The 21,398-nt window shown below is 58.7% G+C and carries 27 protein-coding genes; 13 read left to right on the top strand and 14 right to left on the bottom strand.

What is annotated here, in order from left to right:
• Positions 1 to 5: 5 nt before the first annotated feature.
• From FNL37_RS03125 to arfB, 5 genes are read right to left on the bottom strand one after another with little or no spacing between them, the layout of a single operon-like run.
• The gene (locus tag FNL37_RS03125; protein WP_015830831.1) at positions 6 to 599 is read right to left on the bottom strand and encodes a LemA family protein; all 594 of its coding nucleotides are present in this window, start codon (positions 597 to 599) and stop codon (positions 6 to 8) included.
• Between the two features lie 28 nt (positions 600 to 627).
• Positions 628 to 1,761, bottom strand: a complete 1,134-nt coding sequence (locus FNL37_RS14095; RefSeq protein WP_159355098.1) for a uracil-DNA glycosylase — start codon at positions 1,759 to 1,761, stop codon at positions 628 to 630.
• Positions 1,758 to 2,219 (bottom strand): ribosomal protein S18-alanine N-acetyltransferase, encoded by a 462-nt coding sequence (rimI, locus tag FNL37_RS03115; protein WP_159355097.1) that lies wholly within the window; start codon positions 2,217 to 2,219, stop codon positions 1,758 to 1,760. Before rimI ends, FNL37_RS14095 begins: the two co-directional genes overlap by 4 nt.
• Positions 2,216 to 2,908, bottom strand: a complete 693-nt coding sequence (gene tsaB, locus FNL37_RS03110) for a tRNA (adenosine(37)-N6)-threonylcarbamoyltransferase complex dimerization subunit type 1 TsaB (RefSeq protein WP_159355096.1) — start codon at positions 2,906 to 2,908, stop codon at positions 2,216 to 2,218. Before tsaB ends, rimI begins: the two co-directional genes overlap by 4 nt.
• Before the next feature lie 15 nt (positions 2,909 to 2,923).
• Positions 2,924 to 3,445, bottom strand: a complete 522-nt coding sequence (arfB, locus tag FNL37_RS03105) for an alternative ribosome rescue aminoacyl-tRNA hydrolase ArfB (protein ID WP_159355095.1) — start codon at positions 3,443 to 3,445, stop codon at positions 2,924 to 2,926.
• Positions 3,446 to 3,451: 6 nt separating this feature from the next.
• Between arfB and FNL37_RS03100 the strand changes: the two genes are divergently transcribed.
• From FNL37_RS03100 to FNL37_RS03080, 5 genes are read left to right on the top strand one after another with little or no spacing between them, the layout of a single operon-like run.
• Positions 3,452 to 3,817, top strand: coding sequence for a DUF4144 domain-containing protein (locus tag FNL37_RS03100; RefSeq protein ID WP_159355094.1), 366 nt, complete (start codon positions 3,452 to 3,454; stop codon positions 3,815 to 3,817).
• On the top strand, positions 3,814 to 4,035 hold the full coding sequence (locus FNL37_RS03095) for a DUF3820 family protein (RefSeq protein WP_013443012.1): 222 nt from the start codon (positions 3,814 to 3,816) through the stop codon (positions 4,033 to 4,035). The genes FNL37_RS03100 and FNL37_RS03095 overlap by 4 nt, the downstream gene beginning before the upstream one ends.
• Positions 4,036 to 4,074: 39 nt before the next feature.
• A complete protein-coding gene (locus FNL37_RS03090; protein WP_159355093.1) occupies positions 4,075 to 4,692 on the top strand; it encodes a DUF4202 domain-containing protein in 618 nt (205 codons plus the stop codon).
• Between the two features lies 1 nt (position 4,693).
• On the top strand, positions 4,694 to 5,017 hold the full coding sequence (locus tag FNL37_RS03085) for a hypothetical protein (RefSeq protein ID WP_159355092.1): 324 nt from the start codon (positions 4,694 to 4,696) through the stop codon (positions 5,015 to 5,017).
• A gap of 30 nt (positions 5,018 to 5,047) precedes the next feature.
• Complete coding sequence (locus tag FNL37_RS03080) at positions 5,048 to 5,935, top strand: DMT family transporter (RefSeq protein ID WP_159355091.1); 888 nt, start codon at positions 5,048 to 5,050, stop codon at positions 5,933 to 5,935.
• A 101-nt stretch (positions 5,936 to 6,036) separates the two neighbouring features.
• Here FNL37_RS03080 and groL read toward each other — a convergent pair whose 3' ends face one another.
• Both groL and groES read right to left on the bottom strand, forming a co-directional pair.
• Positions 6,037 to 7,659, bottom strand: a complete 1,623-nt coding sequence (gene groL / locus FNL37_RS03075) for a chaperonin GroEL (protein ID WP_159355090.1) — start codon at positions 7,657 to 7,659, stop codon at positions 6,037 to 6,039.
• A gap of 48 nt (positions 7,660 to 7,707) precedes the next feature.
• Entirely contained in the window at positions 7,708 to 8,025 is a 318-nt protein-coding gene (groES, locus tag FNL37_RS03070; protein WP_015830840.1) for a co-chaperone GroES, read from the bottom strand.
• Between the two features lie 64 nt (positions 8,026 to 8,089).
• Between groES and FNL37_RS14060 the strand changes: the two genes are divergently transcribed.
• Entirely contained in the window at positions 8,090 to 8,221 is a 132-nt protein-coding gene (locus FNL37_RS14060; RefSeq protein ID WP_280526107.1) for a hypothetical protein, read from the top strand.
• Here FNL37_RS14060 and FNL37_RS03065 read toward each other — a convergent pair.
• From FNL37_RS03065 to FNL37_RS03050, 4 genes are all read right to left on the bottom strand, one after another.
• A complete protein-coding gene (locus FNL37_RS03065; RefSeq protein ID WP_013443019.1) occupies positions 8,208 to 8,837 on the bottom strand; it encodes a hypothetical protein in 630 nt (209 codons plus the stop codon). The two genes, FNL37_RS14060 and FNL37_RS03065, sit on opposite strands and share 14 nt — an antisense overlap.
• A gap of 146 nt (positions 8,838 to 8,983) precedes the next feature.
• Complete coding sequence (locus FNL37_RS03060; RefSeq protein WP_013443020.1) at positions 8,984 to 9,349, bottom strand: YidH family protein; 366 nt, start codon at positions 9,347 to 9,349, stop codon at positions 8,984 to 8,986.
• A 15-nt stretch (positions 9,350 to 9,364) separates the two neighbouring features.
• Complete coding sequence (locus FNL37_RS03055; RefSeq protein WP_159355089.1) at positions 9,365 to 10,279, bottom strand: NAD(P)-dependent oxidoreductase; 915 nt, start codon at positions 10,277 to 10,279, stop codon at positions 9,365 to 9,367.
• A 72-nt stretch (positions 10,280 to 10,351) separates the two neighbouring features.
• Positions 10,352 to 10,618, bottom strand: coding sequence for a DUF2798 domain-containing protein (locus FNL37_RS03050; RefSeq protein WP_159355088.1), 267 nt, complete (start codon positions 10,616 to 10,618; stop codon positions 10,352 to 10,354).
• 135 nt (positions 10,619 to 10,753) lie between these two features.
• Here FNL37_RS03050 and FNL37_RS03045 point away from each other — a divergent pair, with 135 nt between their 5' ends.
• Entirely contained in the window at positions 10,754 to 11,686 is a 933-nt protein-coding gene (locus tag FNL37_RS03045; RefSeq protein WP_159355087.1) for a LysR family transcriptional regulator, read from the top strand.
• An 8-nt stretch (positions 11,687 to 11,694) separates the two neighbouring features.
• On the opposite strand, the gene yoaA is transcribed toward FNL37_RS03045, so the two are convergent.
• Complete coding sequence (gene yoaA, locus FNL37_RS03040; RefSeq protein WP_159355086.1) at positions 11,695 to 13,653, bottom strand: DNA repair helicase YoaA; 1,959 nt, start codon at positions 13,651 to 13,653, stop codon at positions 11,695 to 11,697.
• Positions 13,654 to 13,768: 115 nt separating this feature from the next.
• Between yoaA and FNL37_RS03035 the strand changes: the two genes are divergently transcribed.
• Together FNL37_RS03035 and FNL37_RS03030 are read left to right on the top strand one after the other, a co-directional pair.
• On the top strand, positions 13,769 to 14,179 hold the full coding sequence (locus tag FNL37_RS03035) for an SRPBCC family protein (protein WP_159355085.1): 411 nt from the start codon (positions 13,769 to 13,771) through the stop codon (positions 14,177 to 14,179).
• A 103-nt stretch (positions 14,180 to 14,282) separates the two neighbouring features.
• Positions 14,283 to 14,939 carry a 2'-5' RNA ligase family protein gene (locus FNL37_RS03030; RefSeq protein WP_244948187.1) on the top strand — a complete coding sequence of 219 codons (657 nt, stop codon included), beginning with the start codon at positions 14,283 to 14,285 and terminating at the stop codon, positions 14,937 to 14,939.
• 7 nt (positions 14,940 to 14,946) lie between these two features.
• Here FNL37_RS03030 and FNL37_RS03025 read toward each other — a convergent pair whose 3' ends face one another.
• Positions 14,947 to 15,675 carry a proteasome-type protease gene (locus FNL37_RS03025; protein WP_013443029.1) on the bottom strand — a complete coding sequence of 243 codons (729 nt, stop codon included), beginning with the start codon at positions 15,673 to 15,675 and terminating at the stop codon, positions 14,947 to 14,949.
• 137 nt (positions 15,676 to 15,812) lie between these two features.
• Between FNL37_RS03025 and FNL37_RS03020 the strand changes: the two genes are divergently transcribed.
• A complete protein-coding gene (locus FNL37_RS03020) occupies positions 15,813 to 16,868 on the top strand; it encodes an aldo/keto reductase (protein WP_159355083.1) in 1,056 nt (351 codons plus the stop codon).
• 19 nt (positions 16,869 to 16,887) lie between these two features.
• Here the strand turns inward: FNL37_RS03020 and FNL37_RS03015 are convergent, their stop codons facing one another.
• The gene (locus FNL37_RS03015; RefSeq protein WP_159355082.1) at positions 16,888 to 17,772 is read right to left on the bottom strand and encodes a DUF3034 family protein; all 885 of its coding nucleotides are present in this window, start codon (positions 17,770 to 17,772) and stop codon (positions 16,888 to 16,890) included.
• Positions 17,773 to 17,913: 141 nt separating this feature from the next.
• Here FNL37_RS03015 and FNL37_RS03010 point away from each other — a divergent pair, with 141 nt between their 5' ends.
• Genes FNL37_RS03010 through FNL37_RS03000 form a run of 3 tightly spaced genes read left to right on the top strand, consistent with a single transcriptional unit; the run spans position 17,914 to position 21,363 of the window.
• Positions 17,914 to 18,351 carry a group I truncated hemoglobin gene (locus FNL37_RS03010; RefSeq protein WP_159355081.1) on the top strand — a complete coding sequence of 146 codons (438 nt, stop codon included), beginning with the start codon at positions 17,914 to 17,916 and terminating at the stop codon, positions 18,349 to 18,351.
• Between the two features lie 18 nt (positions 18,352 to 18,369).
• Complete coding sequence (locus FNL37_RS03005; protein ID WP_159355080.1) at positions 18,370 to 18,999, top strand: methylamine utilization protein; 630 nt, start codon at positions 18,370 to 18,372, stop codon at positions 18,997 to 18,999.
• 15 nt (positions 19,000 to 19,014) lie between these two features.
• Positions 19,015 to 21,363 (top strand): bifunctional diguanylate cyclase/phosphodiesterase, encoded by a 2,349-nt coding sequence (locus FNL37_RS03000; RefSeq protein WP_013443034.1) that lies wholly within the window; start codon positions 19,015 to 19,017, stop codon positions 21,361 to 21,363.
• Positions 21,364 to 21,398: the final 35 nt, after the last annotated feature.

The raw sequence follows: 21,398 nt of genomic DNA, 5'->3' as shown, positions 1-21,398 counted from the left end.
GTAGCTTACTTGTCGAAGTTAACAGCAGGGGCCTTGGAGATTTCCTTCTCGTTTTCCACGCTGAAGTTAGGCTTGGGTTTGTAGCCAAACATGCTGGCGGTCAGGTTATTCGGGAAGGTACGAATCGCCACGTTGTATTCCTTCACGGCCTGAATGTAGCGATTACGTGCCACGGTCACACGGTTTTCGGTGCCTTCGAGTTGGGCTTGCAGATCACGGAAGCTGGCATCCGCCTTCAGTTGCGGATAGTTTTCTGCCACCACCAGAAGGCGGGACAATGCCGATGTCATCTGGCTTTGTGCCTGCTGGAACTTGGCAAATGCGGCTTCGTCGTTGATCAGCTCAGGGGTTGCCTGAATGCTGCTGACCTTGGCACGCGCTTCGGTCACTTCGGTCAGCACTTTTTCTTCATGGCTGGCATAGCCTTTGACGGTGCTCACCAGATTGGGCACCAGATCGGCACGGCGCTGATACTGGTTCAGCACTTCGGACCAGTTGGCGTTCACTTCTTCATCCAGTTGCTGGAAAGTGTTGTAGCCGCAGCCGGTCAGGTTCAGCACCAGCAGCAGTGTCGCCAGTTTAAGCATCAGGGATCGCATGTTGTGTCCTCGTTAGTGTTAAATGAATTCAGTCTTTAGATGAGGGTGCCACTGCCGATTGCAAGGCATCTTCCTGCAGTTTGCGCATGGTCGCGCGCGCCAGACACAAGTCTTCCCATGCCTTGGCCTTATCCATCAGGTTGCGCAGCAGATAGGCCGGGTGATAAGTCACGATGACCGGCACACCGTTATATGCATGCAGACGACCGCGCATGCTGCCGATGGTCGCTTCCGAGTTCAGCAGAGACTGCGCGGCAAACTTGCCCAACGCTAGGATCAGTTTGGGCTTGATCAGTTCCACCTGACGCTTGAGAAAAGGATCGCACTGCTGGACTTCCTCGCCCTGCGGATCGCGATTTTGCGGCGGGCGGCACTTGAGCACATTGGCAATGTACACATTCTGCCCGCGCTTGAGCTGTATCGCCCCCAGCATGTTATCCAGCAGCTGCCCGGCCTGGCCGACAAAGGGCTCGCCACGCTTGTCCTCTTCGGCGCCCGGCGCTTCGCCCACAATCAGCCATTCGGCGGCAGGATCGCCCACGCCAAACACGGTCTGCGTGCGGGTGCGCGAAAGACTGCAAGCCTGGCAATTCGCCACGCAAGACTGCAGGCCTTGCCAGTCCAGCTGGGCAATGCTGTCGCGACGGCCCTGGCCCAGTGATGTTGCCATATCAGGCAAGTGATCATCGTCATCGAAGATAGGCAGCAGCATCTCATCCGGAGGAGGAATGTCATCATCCCAGGGCGGCGACGTGCTCAATGCATCGTCCGCTGTATTTGTGTCTGCAGTAGTGGTATCCGCCGCCACGCCAGCGGCAACAACAGTGTCTGCATCGGGCAGGGCATAGGCAGCATGGCTTGTTGCATCCGCGTTCAAAGGAGAAGCGGCGCCGTTATCCATTGCGCTTAAAGGCGTGATGGCAGCAGCGCTTACAGGCTCATCCGTGAGTACTTCCTCACTTGCTGGCGTGGGCAGAGTTGCGGTTACTGGCTCCGCGGCATGCTGCGCTTCAGGTGACGGCAAGGGAGTTGATGCCGGGATTTCAACGGAGGCTGCAGGCGCCGCTTCAAGGGGTGCCGCAGGCATCGGAAGCGGCTGCCGCAGATGCCAGGCCGGCAGCAGCTCCAGTTCGCGCAGCATGTCTTCGCGCGTCAGGCTCATAGCGCTGCTCCCATCAGCACGGCATCTTCGCGGCCGTGCTTGGCCGGGTAGTAATTGCGGCGGATGGCCATTTCATTAAAGCCCATGCTTTCATACAAACGCAATGCCGAGGTGTTGGATGGCCGCACTTCCAGAAACATATTGAGGCCACCATACTGACGGCCGATCTGCATGACATGCTCCAGCAGCAGGCGGCCCAGCCCCCTGCCCTGCATGGCCTGCGCCACACTGATATTCAGGAGATGCGCTTCATCCAGCACCATCATGACGATGGCATAGCCGACGATAGTCTCATCCTGTTGCATAACCCAGCAGCTGTGGCCCGCATTCAGCGAATCCATGAAATTGCCGCGGGTCCATGGGTAAGGAAAAATCACCTGTTCGATGGCGACGATGGTATCCAGATCGCCTTTCTGCATGGGGCGGAATGCCACACGGGGCTTGAGCACGGCGTTCATTTCAGCCCTGCCATCTTGGCGCGCTCGCTGGTTTTGAGCGCGACCTTGTTACGAATATACAAAGGCGCTGCTTCAGCTGCCGGGCGCCCTTCACCCGCGGCAAACACCGGCAAGGCCAAAGCCACAATTTCCTGCGCACGTGGATAGCGGTCTGGCTGCGTGCTCGCCACTTGTTCCGAATAAGCGGCATGGAGCGCATCGGCATAACTGGCCCAACCGCTGCCAATCCCGACCCAGCCAGCACCCTCGACGGCGGGCACGTCTTCCGGCTTGTATAAGCCTGGGGCGATGGCTTCATGCCAGGCATCGCCTTGCCGACGATACACGGCGTGGTACACCTCGCCCATGCGCGCATCCAGGCAGGCAATCACCTGGTCAGCGTCGCTGGCCTGGGCCAGAGCGAGCAGAGTGCAGACACCCACCACCGGCAGACCCGCGCCAAACGCAAGGCCCTGCGCCACGCCACAGCCTATGCGCAAGCCGGTGAACGAACCGGGCCCGGCGCCAAAGGCAATGCCATCCAGATCGGTCATGGCGAGTCCGGCTTCGTCCAGCAACTCGCGCAGCAAAGGCAGGATGCGCTGGGAATGCGTCTGTCCGGCATGCAGCTCGCGCGTCAACACGCGGCCATCCAGATAGAGCGCCAGGGAAAGGTATTCGGTAGAGGTATCGAGTGCGAGCAGCCGCATAAAAACTTCAGTCTGTTATTCAGCCGCTATTTTGCCACGCATTGCCTTGATATGCCCGCGCCGCGTCTTGCCCTCCAGCCTTCTTTTGCGCGAAGCCAGTGTGGGCCGTGTGGCATGGCGCACGGCGGGCGGCCGCGCCACCTGGTTTACCCAGGCATGCAGACGCTCGATGGCATCCTGCCGATTAAGCAGCTGGCTGCGATGGCGCTGCGCCTTGATGATGAGCACACCTTCGCTGCTCACCCGGGCATCCCGCAGCGCCAGCAGTCTGGCCTTGTGCGCCTCATCCAGCGAAGAGGCGCGGATATCAAAGCGCAAATGCACCGCGCTGGAGACCTTGTTGACGTTCTGCCCGCCCGCGCCCTGCGCCCGCATGGCGGTCAGTTCAAATTCGCTGTCAGGAATCACGATGGGCTGCATGAAAATGTGCTCGGCATTCTGGGGTACCAGGCATTGTAACGCAGGGCTGCCGCACCGTTGGCGTGTCACCCTGACAGCAGCAAACGGGTTGCCAGCAGGCAAGGGCATGGTTACCATGCGGGCATGTCCCCTAGCCCCGCTCCTGCCCACCCACATTGGCCCGCGATTGTGCATTTTGATGGCCAGCCCGAGCTGGCCTACATTGGCAGTCTGGCGCAGTGGCAAGCTGCGGCCGACCTGCAGCACCATATTTATCATGCACGCGATCGTCTGATTGATGCCGATGGCGCCATTTATACGCTGCTGCCACGGGCGCAGCAGCGGGTCAGCCCCCAGGCCACCGGGCAGTATCTGTCGCTGGATCAGGTGCTGGAACTGGTACGCGCACATCTGGCACGCGAAGGCCAGGCCTGCATCGCCAAGCTCTATGCGCCTTCCATCGCAGCCGCCATCGCCATGGCGAATGATGACGAGCACACTGCGCCATGAAGCCCGAAGACCTGCACCGCCTGGTGACCATGCAAATGCCCTATGGCAAATACAAGGGCAGACTGCTGGCAGACCTGCCGGGTAATTACCTCAACTGGTTTGCCCGCGAAGGCTTTCCGCCCGGAGAGATCGGCCGCCTGCTGGCCCTGATGCAGGAGCTGGACCACAATGGCCTGAAACCCCTGCTGGACCCGTTGCGTGTCCCCGGCCAGCGCTAGGCGCACTGCAATATATACAGACTATACCCAGGAAACTATATGATCAGCCCTCAGCTGCAACAGGCACTGGATGCCTTTGATGCCCGCAACGCCCAGGACCCCAAGCACACGGTGGTGGATGGCAATGCCATCCCCAATGAGCTGCTGTATGCCCAGCGCATGAGCGCCATGCTGCAGCGCTACCGGCCCGATGCCAGCGAGGTGCTGCAGCTGGCCGCCCGCTGCCAGCACATCTGCCGCTGGAGCATTGCGCGCGACAGCTACCCCATGACCAAGCCTGGCTATCATCAATGGCGCAACGCCCTGAAAGCCATGCATGCCCAGCTTGCCTCCAACATCCTGCGTGACGTTGGCTATGACGACATCACTATCCAGCGCGTGGCCCAGTTGGTGGGCAAGGCCGCTCCGCTTAGCGATCCGGATATGCAAACGCTGGAGGACGTGATCGTGCTGGTGTTTGTGGAGGACTACCTGCAAGCCTTTGTCGAGCAGCACCCGGATTACGACACGCCAAAACTGCTGGATATTCTGCGCAAGACCTTGCGCAAGACATCGCCACAAGGCCGCGAGGCCGCACTCACCATCATCCGCCTGCCGGATGCGTTGGTGCCGGCCATTACCCAGGTGATGCAGGAAGAAGGCTGGCTGCCCGCCTGATATGCGCATCGAGCCACAAAGCCGGCAGGCCGCCATCCTACATCTGGAGAATGGGCGCCAGCTTGCCTTGTGCGTGGAGTCACATGCCCTTGTTTTTGCCTGGGCTGGACAGGTTATAATCCGCCTGCATTTCCGCACTCTGCGCTCTGCCAACTCGCCAGAAGAAACCCCGCTGTTCAGCCTGGAATCTGCCGAAGCCAGCCCCGAGTGGAAAGCCCAGCTGGCACCCTGGCTCGCTCCAGCCCTGGCGTTATTCAGCCAATACCATGGCGGGCGAGTGATCATTGCCAAATCGCTCGCCATCGACCTTGACCTTCCGGCCTGAGCTGCCGCCACCTCATCAGGAACCTTGCCCTTGAGTCTCGCTTTTACTTATTTCTGTGTCTTGTTCGCCGCCATCCAATGGGGCGCCAACTTCAATCTGGCCATTCCCGTCGTGGCCGAAATGCCGCCGGTAGTGGCAGGTGCCACGCGTTACCTGCTGGCCGCACTGATCATGCTAACGCTGACCTACATCCGTGGCGAACATGTTCCCCTACGCCATGCCCGTGCCTATATTGTGCTGGGACTGGTAGGCGTATTCGGCTTCAACCTCCTGTTTTTCCTCGGCATGCAAAGCACTTCGGCGGTCAATGGCGCCCTGATCATGGCGCTGAATCCATTGCTGACCGCGCTCATTGCCTGGGTCACCATAGGCGAGCGCCTGCACATGCGCCAGTGGCTGGCGTTTCCCATCGGCTTGCTGGGCGTGGCGATTGTAGTGCTCGGCGCAGGCGCGCATCTGGAAATATCGCACGGCGACATCCTGATTTTCCTCGCCAGCCTGAGCTGGGCGGCTTATAACGTCTGCGTCAAAAAAATGATGCCGACCGACACCAGCGGCATCGCCAGCACCGCCGCCATCATGACCGTGGGCGCCCTGGCGCTAACGTTAGTGGCGCTGCTCTCGGGCGAGCAGTTCGTTATGCCGGGCCAGCATGCCGCCATAGCGCTGCTGATCATGACCATAGGCGGTGGCGTGCTGGCTTACTTGTGCTGGAACGCGGGGATTCGCCGCCTGGGCGCAGGCCGGGCCGCCATCTTCCTGAATCTGGTACCGGTCACCTCCATGGTGATCGCGGCGATGGAAGGCGTGCCGCCCACGACGATACAACTGACCGGGGCCGCCCTGGTGATTGGCGCTGTCAGTTTTGCCAGCTGGCCGCGTCAGCAGCCGACAGCCAGCCCAAGCGCCACCACCTGAGTTGATCAGCCCATAAAAAAAGCCCTTCCAGCGGATACTGGAAGGGCTTTTTTCATCCTGCCGGCGTGATCACCGTGACAGGATGTCGTCTCAGGCCAGGCTTAGTAGCCCATGTCCGGCATGGCCGGAGCAGCGGCCTTTTCCTCTTTTGGCAGCTCGGCAATCGAGGCATCCGTGGTGAGGATCAGGCTGGCCACCGAGGCCGCATTTTGCAGCGCGGTGCGGGTAACCTTGGTGGGGTCTACCACGCCGGTTTCCACCAGATCGGCATACTCGCCGGTGGCGGCGTTGTAGCCAAAGTTACCAGAGCCAGCCAGCACCTTGTTGATGACCACCGAAGGCTCATCACCGGCATTGGCGGCAATCGCGCGCAGCGGCGCTTCAATCGCACGCAGCACAATGCGGATACCGGCATCCTGATCGGCGTTGTCGCCCTTGAGGTCCGCAATGCGGCTGCGGGCACGCAACAGCGCCACACCACCGCCAGGCACGATGCCCTCTTCCACCGCAGCGCGGGTGGCATGCAGGGCATCGTCTACGCGGTCTTTCTTCTCCTTCATCTCCACTTCGGTGGCAGCGCCGACCTTGATCACGGCAACACCGCCAGACAGCTTGGCCACACGTTCCTGCAGTTTTTCGCGGTCATAGTCGGAGCTGCTTTCCTCAATCTGGGCCTGGATCGCCTTGACGCGGGCTTCGATGGCTTTTTGCTCGCCAGCGCCATCAATGATGATGGTGTTTTCCTTTTGCACTTCCACGCGCTTGGCGCGGCCCAGGTCTTCCAGTGTGGCTTTTTCCAGCTGCTTGCCGGTTTCTTCCGAGATCACGGTGGCACCGGTAAGGATGGCAATGTCTTCCAGCATGGCCTTGCGGCGATCGCCGAATCCTGGTGCCTTGACCGCCGCGACCTTGAGAATGCCACGCATGCTGTTCACCACCAGCGTTGCCAGGGCTTCACCTTCAAGGTCTTCGGCGATGATCAGCAAAGGCTTGCCGGCTTTCGCCACATTTTCCAGGGTGGGCAGAAGATCGCGGATGCTGCTGATCTTCTTGTCGTAAAGCAGGATCAGCGGATCATCAAACTCGACGGTCTGCTTTTCCGGATTATTGATGAAGTAAGGGCTGAGATAGCCACGGTCGAACTGCATGCCTTCCACCACATCCAGCTCATTTTCCAGCGACTTGCCATCTTCAACGGTGATCACCCCTTCCTTGCCGACTTTTTCCATGGCATCGGCGATGATCTTGCCAATGGCATGGTCGGAGTTGGCGGAAATGGAACCTACCTGGGCGATTTCCTTGTTGGTGGTAATCGGCTTGGACAGCTTGTGCAGCTCATCCACCACAGCATTCACGGCTTTATCAATGCCGCGCTTCAAGTCCATGGGGTTCACACCGGCGACCACGTGCTTCATGCCTTCCTGCACAATGGCCTGGGCCAGCACGGTGGCGGTGGTAGTGCCATCGCCAGCGATGTCCGCCGTCTTGGAGGCCACCTGCTTTACCATCTGGGCACCCATGTTTTCAAACTTGTCCTGCAGTTCGATTTCCTTGGCGACCGATACGCCATCCTTGGTAATGACCGGAGCGCCAAAACTGCGCTCGATCAGCACGTTGCGGCCCTTGGGGCCCAAAGTCACTTTCACGGCATCGGCCAGTACATTGACGCCCTGGACGATGCGCGTACGTGCGTGGTCATGAAATTTGACTTCTTTTGCAGCCATGTTGATGTTCTCCTGATATATCCAGAATTAAACGGTTAACAATGAGGATCAAGCGACTTTCTTGAGCCTGGCATCACTGGACTCGACCACGCCGAGAATATCTTCCTCGCGCAGCACCAGCAGTTCCTCGCCATTCAGCTTGACGGTCTGCCCGGCATACTTGCCAAACAGCACCTGGTCACCGATCTTCACTTCCAGCGGCACTTGCGTGCCATCTTGCAGACGGCGGCCGTTGCCGGTGGCAATCACCTCGCCCTGCTCGGGTTTTTCGGATGCCGTATCCGGAATGACGATGCCGGAAGCGGTCGTACGTTGCGCTTCAATTCGCTTGACGACGACCCTGTCATAAAGGGGACGAATGCTCATTTCTAATCTCCTTAGCGATATCAACGTTAGTCAACATTAGGTTCAGCCCAGGGCGGTGCCTGACATGAGAACAACCGCCGCCGACGCTGACAGTTTTTTTGATATGGGTGGGGGAAAAGGATTTCAAGAGGTTGCTGAAAAAAATTATCAGCAACCTCGCCAAGCCAGTCACGGCAAGGGTTTCAGGGCAGGATGATGCGCTCTACGCGGCCAAGGCGATAGGCCACATGCAGGTTTTTGGAGGTGTAGGTAATCGGGTTGACCGGGCATGGCGTATTGCGGCCGCCAACCTCATCCAGCGTGTCGTCCTCGGCGGTCTGGCGCCAGATGCTGTCTTTCACCGGGCGGAACATCCAGCGCACATAGCCGACGGCAGCGGCCAGATGCATCATCTCCAGGCGGTCGGGGGCCTCTACCAGCAGGTGGTCTTCCTGATCGCCCAGTGGTGAATAATCGCCAAACGCCTGCCGGCACTCCAGCGCCTCCTGCTCGCTGGCGCCTATCCAGTTGCAGCCACGCCGTGCATCGCGCACCACATCCCAGGCGCCGAGTTTCCAGCCGGCTTCCAGCATGGCTTCGTCCAGCATTTCCATGCGGTTCCAGCGTTCATTAAGTTGCAGCGCTGAGCCCGGCACGGCATAGAGCGGCGCAAAGCGTGAAGGCAGGCCCTCCACTTCTTCACGGCGAAAGCCATGCCAGTGCAGCATGAGTAACAGGGGAGTATCCGCTCGGGGAACAGCGGTCAGGGTGACGGCATATAAGGGCATGCCAAGGGCGTTCATTTGTGCATTTACCACTTGCAGGATATCCATCGTCGCAACCTCCATAGTACAAGCGCTTCACGATAAACAATCTAGCAAATTGGATACCAGCCGCAAGCGGCCAGCGTCATAAAATGTCAGTCTGACATGACAGAAAAATGCGCATGCCTACTGCCGCAAGCACGCGCAGGCCTTACTTACCCCAGCGCCAGATAGATCGCCAGCAGCACGCCACACAGCACCACCGACAGTGAAAGGGCCACCGTCATCCAGGGCAGTGCCATGGTGGGCACATCATGTTCCGGCAAGGTGCGTACATACAGATGATGGTTGTACTGTGCCCCAAGAATCACCAGCGCTCCCGCTGCCACCAGCATCACGCCCAGGGTATCTGTCCAGGCATGATGATGTACCAGGTGCGTGGCGCCAGAAGCTGCACTCATCAGGGTGAGAAACAAACCAAACTTGGCCACCACAAAGCCCAGTGCCATGATGGTCACGCCGGAGCGCACCCAGGCCAGCAAGGTACGCTCAGCGGCAAAAAACACACGTGGATCAGACATACTCACCTCTTGAATTCAGAACTGGCGCTGCACCGGCAGGCCTGCATCATGCCGGGCATTCAGCGCAATCGCGCTCCAATCCTGGCCTTCACGCCCCTCGGCCATGGCACTCAGGTAGCGTTGCTGCACAATACCAAGAAACGGCATCGGCGTCGCGCTCTCCAGCGCCACCTTCTGAATCAGGTTCATGTCCTTGAAACCCAGCGAAAGCTTGAAGCCGGGCTCATACTGCTGCTTCAGTATCAGTTCACCATAGCGCTGGTACATGGGGCAGGCAAAGATGGTGCTGGTGAGCATGCCCAGGACTGCTTCGGGCTTGATGCCATTTTTCTCGGCCAGCGTGGCGACTTCGGCCATAGTTTCCACACAGGAGGCAATCATGAAATTGCCGCTGAGCTTCACCACGTTGGCGGCACCGGGGTCATCACCAAATTCAAAAATGCCCTGGCTCATGGCCTCCAGCACCGGGCGGGCAATGGTAATCGACGGCGCATGGCCCGACACGCAGATCCACAACTTTTTGGCGGCCGCCATGTCTGGTCGGCCAAACACCGGGGCGGCCAGCAACTGCGCCCCTTTGTCCGCATGCAGTTCGGCCAGCTTGCGCGAGGTGTCAGGCGAAACCGTACTCATGGACAAATGCACCGCACCTGGCTTCAGCGCCGCCAGCACGCCGTTTTCAGCCAGGGTGACCGATTCCAGCACCGCATCATTCGATAGCATGGTAATCACGACATCGGCATCCTGCGCGGCGGCAAAAGGCGTATCGCTCAGCACGGCCCCTTTGGCGACCGAGGCGGCGGCTTTTTCAGCGCTGCGGTTATACACGCGCACCGCATGCCCTGCGGCCAGCAGATTGGCCACCATGCCCTCGCCCATGGCTCCCAGGCCTATGAAACCGATCACCAGATTATTGCTTGTTACATTCATCTCATCATTCCTTCATGTTAATCCCATGGCGTGTCTGACCATGGTTCTGTGCAAACGTCACACCCGAAATTCTCAGGCAGGCGGGGCCACCGTCAGCGCCACCAGCTTCACCACGACCGGACGTACCATCAGTACACAGCAGAAAGCCACCGGCATCGCCATCGAGTAAGCGTGGAATACGCTGGCGATATAGTGATGCCCTATGCCGCCATTGATGGCCACAATGACGAACGACATCAGCAAGGCCATGATGCCCGCCATGTAAAAGGCAAAAGCCACGGGGGTATAACGCGCTGGAATTTTAGGCAGGCGCTGCGCCTTGATTTGAATATCTTGCATGATCTTTCCTTTCCATTAATGCTGCACTGTTGATGCCACTTTATCGCAAAGCCTGCCCGCGCAATAGATAGCTGGAGCTTGTTACATTCGCAAGATAAACTATCGAATCATATCAATATTGGCAGCCAATAGATTATGGATACCCTGCGCAGCATCGAGACCTTTGTCCGCGCCGTGGAGCACGGCAGCATTGCCGCTGGCGCCCGCCAGATCGGCATTACGGCGGCGGCCGCCAGCCAGAATATTCAGCGGCTGGAAACCACGCTGGGCATACGCCTGCTCAGCCGCTCCACCCGCAGCATGGCGCTGACGGACGCCGGACAGCTTTACTACAACGCCGTGAAAGATATTCTGCGCGATCTGGAGCTCGCCAAATCCAGCATCACCGAATTTCAGGGCGAACCGCAAGGTCGCCTGCGCATCGCCTGCTCGGCCGCATTTGGTCGCAATGTCATTGCCGACATGATTCCGCCCTTCATGCGCCGCTATCCGCGCATCTCGGTCGAACTCATCACGACCGATAACCCCATCGACCACATCACCGAAAACATCGACATCAGCATCCGCTTCAAGCAGCAACTGGAGCCCGGCATGATCGCGCGCCATATTGCCCGCGTGCCCATCCTGTTTTGCGCATCGCCCGACTACCTCGCCCGTGCCGGACGCCCTACCCAGCCTGAAGAGCTATCGCACCACGCCTGCCTGACGTTTCGCGTGCCCGCCAGTGGCCGCATGCTGGGCTGGGGCTTTCTGCGCGATGGCTTGCGCTTCGAGCCAGACATCACCCCCACCGTCAACAGCAATGACATCGACGCCCTCGCCCGCCTCGCGGTGGGTGGTGCAGGCATTGCCCGCCTGGGCGCTTTCGTCGCCCAACCGCTGATCGACAGCGGCCAGCTGGAAGCCTTGTTTACCGGGCATGCAACCAGCGAAGGCGCCGTGACCGCCGATATTGAACCGCTGGATTTTTATGTGAGCTATCAGGACAAGCACGCCATGACCCACAAGCTGCGGGTGTTTGTGGATTATCTGGTAGAGGTGATGCCGGAGGAGTGGAAGATGGCCTAACCCTGAAGTCAGGCTTTGCCAGCCTCTGCGAGCGCATCGTCTGCAGCCTGCTCAAAAAACGCCTCCACCTCGGCAATATCCCGCGTGCGCTTGAAAGGGGGCAGGCTTTGCCAGATACGGCGGCCGTAGTGTTTGGCGATCAGCCTGGGGTCGCAGATCATCAGCACGCCGCGGTCGGCTTCGTCGCGGATCAGGCGGCCGGCGCCTTGCTTGAGGGTGATCACGGAATACGGCAGCTGGTATTCCATAAAGGCATTGCGGCCTTCGGCGTTCATTTTGTCGATGCGCGCAGCGAGCACCGGGTCATCGGGCGGAGCGAAGGGCAGCTTGTCGATAATGACGGCGCTCAAGGCTTCGCCGCGGACATCCACGCCTTCCCAGAAGCTTTGCGAGCCCACCAGCACGGCGTTGCCCAGGGCGCGAAAGCGGTCCAGCAGTTCGGTACGGGCGCTTTCGCCCTGCATGAGCAACGGATATTCCATGCCTTCGCTTGAGAAAGCATCCTTGAGCAGGGCATGGATTTCGCGCATGGCACGCAGGCTGGTGCTCAGCACAAAGGCGCGGCCACGGCTGGCGCGGATCACCGGCAAGGCGGCGGCCGCAACGGCGGCGCTGTAGCCGGGGCTGTTGGGCTCCGGCATGCCATTCGGCACATAGAGCAGGGCTTGCTGGCCATAATCAAACGGGCTGTTCCAGTAGCCGGTGGTAGCTTCTTGCAGGCCCATCTGGCCAAGGTAGTGGCTGAAATCGCTTTTGACGGCGAGCGTGGCCGAGGTGAATATCCAGGCGCGCGGCTGGGCGTTCAGCTGCTTGCCAAAGCCTTCCGCCACGGAAAGCGGTGTGGCATGCAACTGCACGGATTGGCTGAAGACTTCCACCCAGCGCACAAGGTTGGCGTTGTCGGCTTTTTGCCAGGCTTGCAGTTTTTGCTGCAGGGCCAGACCACGCTGCCAGCAGTTTTCAATGGCAGGGTCGCGCTCGGCCTGGCTTTCCAGCACTTGCGCCAGCACATTGAGCTTTTCCTGCATGGTGGCGTAGGCCGAATCAAAGTTTTTAAGCGCCTGGGCTTTTTGCACCGGCATGCGGCTGCCTTCAAAACTGAACACCAGCCGAAAATCGCGCACGGCTTTTTCCAGCGCAGCGGTGGCTTCGGGCAAGGCGGTGCAATCCTTGGCGGTGGTGATGTATTCGGCATGGGCATCGCGTGCCAGCTCCATCAGCTGACTGGTGGAAACATCTTCACCAAAAAACAGCCCGGCGACTTCCGGCAGCTGGTGTGCCTCGTCAAAAATCACGGTATTGGCGCTGGGCAACAGTTCGGCTACGCCTTCATCGCGCAGCATCACATCGGCAAAAAACAGGTGATGGTTGACCACCACCACATCGGCAGCCAGCGCGCGCTTGCGCGCTTCCATGACAAAACATTCCTTGTAAAAAGCGCACTCCTGCCCCATGCAGTTATCGCGGGTGGAAGTCACCGCGGGCCAGATGGTGGCGTTTTCCGGCACATCGGTCAGCTCGCTTTTGTCGCCGGTGGAGCTGTTGTCGGCAAAGGCGCGAATCTTGTGCACATAATTGGCATCTTCACGCGAGATAAATCGCCCCTCGTTCATGGCGCGTTCAAGGTGAAAGTGGCAGACATAATTGGCGCGGCCCTTGAGCATGGCGACGGTCACGGGCACCTTGAGCGCATCGCGCACGGCGGGCAGATCGCGATTGAACAGCTGATCCTGCAGGGTTTTGGTGCCAGTCGACACAATGACCTTGCCACCGGAGAGCAGAGCGGGCACCAGATAGGCAAAGGTTTTGCCGGTCCCCGTGCCCGCTTCGGCCACCAGCTGGCGACCCAGCTTGATGGCTTCTTCAATGGCCTTGGCCATTTCCAGCTGCTGCACGCGGGTGCGGTAGCCGGGAATGCTGGCAGCCAGCGGACCTTCAAGGGAAAAAACAGAATCCAGATCGCTCAAGCCGAACTTTCAGAAAAAAGAGGTGCTCATAAAATCAGGTGCAATCGCCCAGGCGGGCGGCTGACCCAAGGTAGTATTATATTGATCCGTCCTCATCAACCCCAAGGGTTTTCTCATGAGCACAGCCACGCTTTCCTGCATTATCAGCATCGTGATCCAGCGGCCATGGCAAGAGGTCTACCGCTTTGCGGCACAACCGGAGAATCTTTCTGCATGGGCCACCGGGCTGGGCCGTGGCATCCGCCGGGTGCAGGATGACTGGGTGGCGGACGGACCGGAAGGTCCTATCCGTATATGTTTTTGCGAAGCGAATGACCATGGCGTGCTCGACCACTGGGTTTACCCGGATGACGATAACGAGATCTACATCCCCATGCGGGTGATCGCCAACGGCAATGCCGCCGAGCTGATGTTCACCCTGTTTCGCCAGCCCGGCATCAGTGATGAACAATTTGCCGAAGACGAGGCCTGGGTGCTGCGCGACCTTGCCAACCTGAAAAGCCTGCTCGAAGCACACGCTGCGTGAGGCCTTGCGATATCCACACATCCGCCTTCGCATGCCATCAGACAGCGCCATTATCTTGAGTTCAACTGCCGCAGACATCATCAGTACAACGAGCATTGAGGAGATGGCCTCGCACACCACCGCCTGCCGCGCTGATAACTTTGTACGCTGGCATCTGGGCCGACCGTTTTATGCGGTATGGATAGTGGAGGCGGATACGGCAGAGATGCGCGCCCACATCAGCGCGATGCGCCGCCATCTGGGCGACTGGCTGCTGCCGGACTATCGGCGCCAGCCGCATATCACGCTGGCGGTGTGCGGTTTTCCGCAAGCCTATGCCACGGACGCGCACAGCTACACCGAGGCTGACTTTCATCGCGACATCGCCGGTTTGCAGACTTCATCGCCCGCCTCGCTGCAGCTGAGCACGGGGGCGGCTGACAGCTTTACCACCGCGGCTTACCTGGGATTGAAAGGCGACATCGAACCCTTGCACGCGATGCGCGCCAGACTGCGCGCGGCCGAAACACAGTCTTACGTGCCGCATATCACGGCGGGGTTTTACCGTCGGCGCCTCCCCATGAACGACGTGCAGCAGAAACTTGCCGGATTGGCATTGCCGGAAATATCACTGGAAATAAACACGATCACGCTGGCCGTATATGCCAGCGCCGAGATTGCAGGAGGCCTGTTTCCCGTGTGTCGATATCATCTGCACGAGAACAAGCTGCAGATGGTGAAGTCAGGCTACCTGCCCTGGCACATGCCGGATACCGCGTAAGCGAGCACTAGCACCAGTCTGGACTGGGCAAGCCGCTGAAGACGGATTTCAGGCCTTCCGACCAGCCCTGACGGATGGTGGCGTAGTACGGGTCTTTTTCTTCTATGCGCTGGCGACAGTTGGCGTTAAGGCTATCGACGCGATACAGCATGAGGTCGATAGGCGCCGCCACCGAGATATTGCTGCGGATGGTGGAATCGAACGAGATCAGCACGCACTTCACTGCATCCATCATGTCGCTGTTGTACTTCACTACGCGGTCAATGATGGGTTTGCCGTACTTGGTTTCGCCAATCTGGAAATACGGGGTTTCGCGACAGCTTTCAATAAAGTTGCCGGCGGCGTAGATATTGAAGAGTCTGGGCTTTTCACCCTGGATCTGGCCGCCCAGCAGGATGCTGGCATTGAAATCGGTATTGTGGTTCTTGAGATGCTCGGCATCGCGCTCAAACACTTCGCGCATGACATCGCCCACCAGCTGGGCGGCCTCAAACATGCTGCTGACATTATTGAGGTGTGCACCGTCTTCGGCCTTGATGGCTTCGCGCAGGCGATTGACCACGGCTTGCGTGATCGCCAGATTGCCCGCCGTCAGCAAGGTGATCACCCGCTCGCCCGGCACTTCAAAAATATTCATCTTGGGGAAGATGGCAACCTGATCCACACCAGCATTGGTGCGGGTATCCGAGGCAAACACCAGACCTTCATCCAGCAGCAGGGCAACACAATAAGTCATGAGATTGATCAGCAGATTTGAACAGAACTAGCATCATACTCACCCACCCTGCGGGCAACAACCCGTGACCGGCCCGGTTTCAGCTTTCTACGCAAATTGACGTACACTTTGGTTTTTACGCAACGCGCCCATATCCCATGCAATTACGCCCACTCGCCCACACCGACCTGCACGTTTCGCCCATCTGCCTGGGCACCATGACCTATGGCGACCAGAACACCGAGGCCGAGGCGCATCAGCAGCTGGATTACGCCATCGCCCAGGGCATCAATTTCATTGATACCGCCGAGATGTATCCGGTGCCGCCCAAGGCCGAAACCTACACGCGCACCGAAACCATGGTGGGCAACTGGCTGAAACACCAGCCGCGCGACAAGATTATTCTGAGTGGCAAGGTGGCAGGCCCCCGGCGCGGCCTGGGCTGGATACGCGGCGGCCCGCCATCGCTGGATCGCGCCAACATCCGCGCCGCCATTGAGGGCTCTTTGCAGCGCATGCAAACCGACTATATTGATCTTTACCAGCTGCACTGGCCTGAGCGCAATGTGCCGATGTTTGGTCAGTATCAATTCGACCCCGCCCAGGAGTTTGAAAACGGCCAGCAAAAGGAATGGGTAAGCATACGCAACCAGCTGGAAACGCTGGCCGAGCTGGTGAAAGAAGGCAAAATCCGCTACATCGGGCTGTCTAACGAGCAGCCCTGGGGGTTGATGGAGTTTCTGCGTATTGCCAAGGAATACGATCTGCCGCGCGTGGCGACGGTGCAAAACTGCTACAACCTGATCAACCGCGGCATGGAATTCGGCATGACCGAAGTGCTGTATCGCGAAAACGTCGGCCTGCTGGCCTACTCGCCCCTGGCGTTTGGTCACCTCACCGGCAAATATATTGATGACCCGCAAGCCGTGGGCCGGGTCACCATGTTTCTGGGCTACGCCCAGCGCTACAAAAAACCGAATGTCGGCCCGGCTAGCGCCGCTTACGCCGCACTGGCACGCCGCCATGGCCTGACCCCCACGCAGCTGGCGCTGGCGTTTGTCTATCAGCGCTGGTTTGTCAGCAGCACCATCATTGGCGCCACCAGCATGACCCAGCTGCAGGAAAATATTGCCGCCTGGCAAACCCGCTTAAGCCAGGAGATCCTGCAGGAAATCGAGGCGCTGCATCTTACCTACATGAATCCGGCGCCTTGAGCTTTTTCATGGCTGGGACTTAGAACCCGAGCTGACCCGACAGGTACCAGCCGGTCTGGTTATCCTTGTCGGCGATGCGGCCCAGATCCAAATAGGCTGCGGTAATCGAGAAGTTGCGGTGGGCAAACCAGGTGAGGAAGATATCCTTGGCGTCGTCTTCGCGATACACGCTGAGATTATTGGGCTTGCTGCGATACTCGGCCCCCAGCAGCGTGCGGTCGGTGAGCATCACCGCGGCTGACACCCCCAGCTGCGCACGGTAATCATCATGGCGGTCGCCGCCAAAACCCAGCAGGCCAAACTGATTGGCCTTGGTCGCCTGCAAGGTCGCCCCCAGCAGCAGGTTATGTCCCCCCACAGCGTCCAGATACAGCTTGGTGGCGGCGACATAAAAATCTGTCCCGCTGGCATGCTTGGCGCCGAGCGCGGTGGGAATGCGATCAAAATCCTCGTTGTGCTTGAGATGCATGCCCACCGCCACCTGCGGCCACCAGCGATCCTGGTCATACACCGCATCGCCAAACAGGCGCAGCTTGATGCCCGCCGTATTCATGCGTATGGTCTCGCCGTGCACCGTACTGCCCAGGCCAAAATGCTGCTGAGACAGCGACAGCTCAAGCCGGTTGGCAATGCCCACGCTGACCCCGACCACATTCAGATCAAAACCGCCGCGCGTGCGGGCCTCGGTATAAAAGCCGGTCGCGCTGACCTGCTGGTCGGTGCTGTAGCCTGAAATCAGTGCCCAGGGCACCAACCCGCCGCCACCAGAACCCTCCACCTGACTGACACCACCGGTTGCCAGCAGACGATCACCCGCCTGTGCTTGCCCAGCCATTGCCAGATTGAGCAACAGGCACATCCCCCATTTTTTCCATCGTCTTGCCATCATTTTTTCACGCACCATACTTATTCAATATCCGACACAATTAATTATTCGTTATGATGCCAAGGCATCACACACGGGAAATCCATCATTTCAGGCTTGGTGCTGCGCCAGAATTGGCAGCATTCCCGTCGAAATCCATCATTTCAGTTACGGCATAAAATGCAAAACATGAAGCCATTCTCTATCGCCAGCCTCATCTTTTTAGTCGCCTTTGTATGTGCCTGCAGCCCGGTCAAGCCCGAGCGCAGTCTGTATGATCGTATCGGCGGAAATGCGGTGTTGACGGCGGTGGTCGATGAAACCATAGACAAGGTCAGCCAGGACCCCAAAACCAGCCGCTCGTTTGATGGCGTCAAGCTGCCAGTGCTGAAAGAGAGCATCGTCAGACAGCTTTGCTCACTCACCGGCGGCGGCTGTCAGTACGAAGGTGAAACCATGGAAAATGCGCATGCCGATGCCAGAATTACCAATGCGGAATTTGAGCTGATGGTGGATGCTATGCGCACTGCGCTGGATCACCAGCACGTGGGCACACGCGAAAAGAACGAGCTGCTGAAAATACTGGCGCCCATGAAACGCGATATCGTCGCGCATTAACCCTGTCAGGAATCCCCTATGCAGCCTTCCCTTCTCCGTCGTTCCCTCAGGCTGCTGACAGTAGCATTCCTGCTTGTTGCATACAGCACATGGGCAGCGGAGCTGACCATCACCGTCACCGATGCCAGTGGTACCCCGCTGCCAGATGCCGTGGTATGGGCAGAACCCAATACCAAACTCGCCTTGCCCGTTCCAGGCACCGCAGCCGTCGAACAGAAAAACCGCCAGTTTCTGCCGCTGGTCAGCGTAGTGCAAACCGGCACCAGCGTAAGCTTCCCCAATCGGGACAAGGTGAAACATCATGTTTATTCCTTCTCGCCCGCCAAAACCTTTGAGCTGAAGCTGTATTCTGGCGTCCCCAGCACACCGGTAGTGTTCGACAAGGCGGGGACGGTGGTGCTGGGTTGCAATATCCACGACCAGATGCTGGCCTTCATTCGCGTGGTGGATACGCCTTATTTCGCCTTGAGCGACAGCACCGGCAAAGCCACCCTCAGCAATGTGCCCAACGGCCCTTACACCCTGGCTGTCTGGCATTACGCGCAAAGCAACGAAAATGCCCTCTTTGAAAAAGCGATGGTAGTTAAAGCCGACGAACAAACTGCCGTTAAACTGGATATCAATACGAGCGCCCTCCAGAAACGGTAAAGAAACGCGATCACCATGCAGTTCAAAAGCCTACAAAGCCGCATGGCGGTGATCTTCCTCACGCTCATCCTCGCCATTCAGGTTGCGGGGTTTCTGGCGATCAAATACAGCATCAACAAAAACTCGCGCGCCGCGGTCAATGAGCAGCTGGAAATTGGCGAACGGGTATTCCTGAACCTGCTCAAGCAAAATGGCGACAGCCTGAGCCAGGGCGCCAAGATACTGGCGAGTGATTATGGCTTCCGGCAGGCCATTGCCAGCGTGGATTACGAGACCATCCTCTCCGCACTCAGCAATCACCAGTCGCGCATAGGCGCCGACATTGCCATGTTCGAATCCTCATCCACCGGCAACCTCACGATTTCCGGCAAGGTGTCGCATGTGGAAGCGGGCCCGATTGTCGACAAGCTGATCCAGGATGGGCGCCAGCAAGGCTATGCGCAAAGCTATGCCATCTTCAATCATCAGCCCTATCAACTGGTGGCCGTACCAGTCAAGGCACCGCTGACCATAGGCTGGATTATCATGGGCTTTCAGATCGACGATACCCTGGCCCAGAACCTGCACAAACTGAGCAATCTGGATGTTACCTTCATCAGCCGCTCCAATGGCAGCGACTGGAACTCCATGGCCTCCACACTCGGGGCGTCTCTCACCGAAAAACTGCTGGAAAAAGCCTCGGCCGGCCGCCTCACCGAATTGAGCATGGGCAATGCTGACTATGGCACGCGCTATGTCCCCATCATGGAGCATGGCGATGAGTCACTGGTCGCCATCCTGCAGCGCTCGATTGATGAAGCCACGGCGCCTTATCTCGTCCTGCAGCGCAATCTGCTGCTGCTCACCATGCTGGGCGCGCTGGTGTTCGCTTTGGTCATTTTTTATGTTTCCCGGCGCATCACCCAGCCGATTACCGAACTGGCCGCTACCGCCAGAAAGCTGGAAGAAGGCAATTTTGCCATCCGCCTCAACAGCAGCCGGGAAGATGAGCTGGGCAAGCTCAGCCGCGCCTTTGGCAGCATGGTGGATGCCATTGCCAGCCGCGAGCAAAGCATTACCCGACTGGCTTACTGGGATGAGCTGACCGGCTTGCCCAACCGCGCCTCGTTCCTGCGCGAATTGGGGCTGGCGTTGCAACAGGCGCAGGATCAGCAAGAGCATCTGGCGGTGCTGGTGATGAACCTGAACCACTTCAAGCAGATTAACAAAGTGCTGGGCCACGCCGCGGCAGATGATTTGCTGAGAGGCGTTGCGCAACGCCTGCAAAGCTCCATCCGGCAGGAGTCGGACCTGGTGGCGCGCCTGGGCGGTGATGAATTTGCTCTGCTGCTGCCGCGCACCGGCATAGCGAATGCCACCCATGTGGCGAACATGCTGCTGCAAAAACTGGAAGCCCCTATCAACATCGCGAACCAGTCGGTAGATATCAGTATGGGCATAGGCATTGCCTGTTACCCCGAACATGCCAGTGCCCAGGAAAAACTGCTGGGCAATGCCGAGATGGCCATGCATGTCGCCAAGGCCAAGCAATCTGGCGCGGTGCTGTTTGATCCGGCATTTGATATCAGCAGCCAGGGCAATTTATCGCTTGCCTCGGAGTTGCGGCAGGCCATTGCCACGAATGAGCTGGCCTTGTATGTGCAACCCAAGATTGACCTGCAGAATGGCAAGATCAGCGCGGTAGAAGCCCTGATCCGCTGGCGCCACCCGCAAAAAGGCCTGATGTTCCCGGATCAGTTCATTCCGTTTGCCGAACAGTCTGGTCTGATTTCACTTGTAAGCCTGTGGGTGCTGGCCGAAGCAGCCCGGGTAGAAGTAGCGTGGCGCAAGCTGGGTATTGATGCGCCGATTGCAGTCAATCTCTCAACCCGCGACCTGATTGACCAGGACTTGCCACACAAGATTCTGACCTTGCATCAGGATGCGGGGCTGGTACTCGGAGGCATTACGCTGGAAATCACCGAGAGCAGCATGATGGATGACCCGCAACGTGCGCAGCAAACACTGGAGCGCCTGTCGGACATGGGTCTGCAACTGTCGATTGACGATTTCGGCACCGGCTATTCATCGCTGGCCTATCTCAAGCGCCTGCCGGTGAGTGAGCTCAAGATCGACAAATCGTTTGTGCTGAAAATGGAAGAGGACGAAAGCGATCGCAAGATAGTCCGCTCGACCATAGACCTTGGCCATAACCTCAATCTCAAGGTGGTAGCGGAAGGGATTGAAAGTCGCGCCGCGTGGGACCTGCTAGCCAGCATGGGCTGCGACTTTGGTCAGGGTTATCACATCAGCAAGCCCATGCCAGCGGCGGATTTTCCGGCATGGCTGCAACGCTGGCAGGCACAGGAGCTACAAACCGCCTGATCCGGCCTGACTTTGGCAGCCCTTGGTAGCTGCCA

The sequence above is a fragment of the Methylovorus glucosotrophus genome (assembly GCF_009858335.1).
In the GTDB taxonomy this organism is placed as follows: domain Bacteria; phylum Pseudomonadota; class Gammaproteobacteria; order Burkholderiales; family Methylophilaceae; genus Methylovorus; species Methylovorus glucosotrophus.
This window is presented reverse-complemented; position numbering and strand designations above follow the sequence as displayed.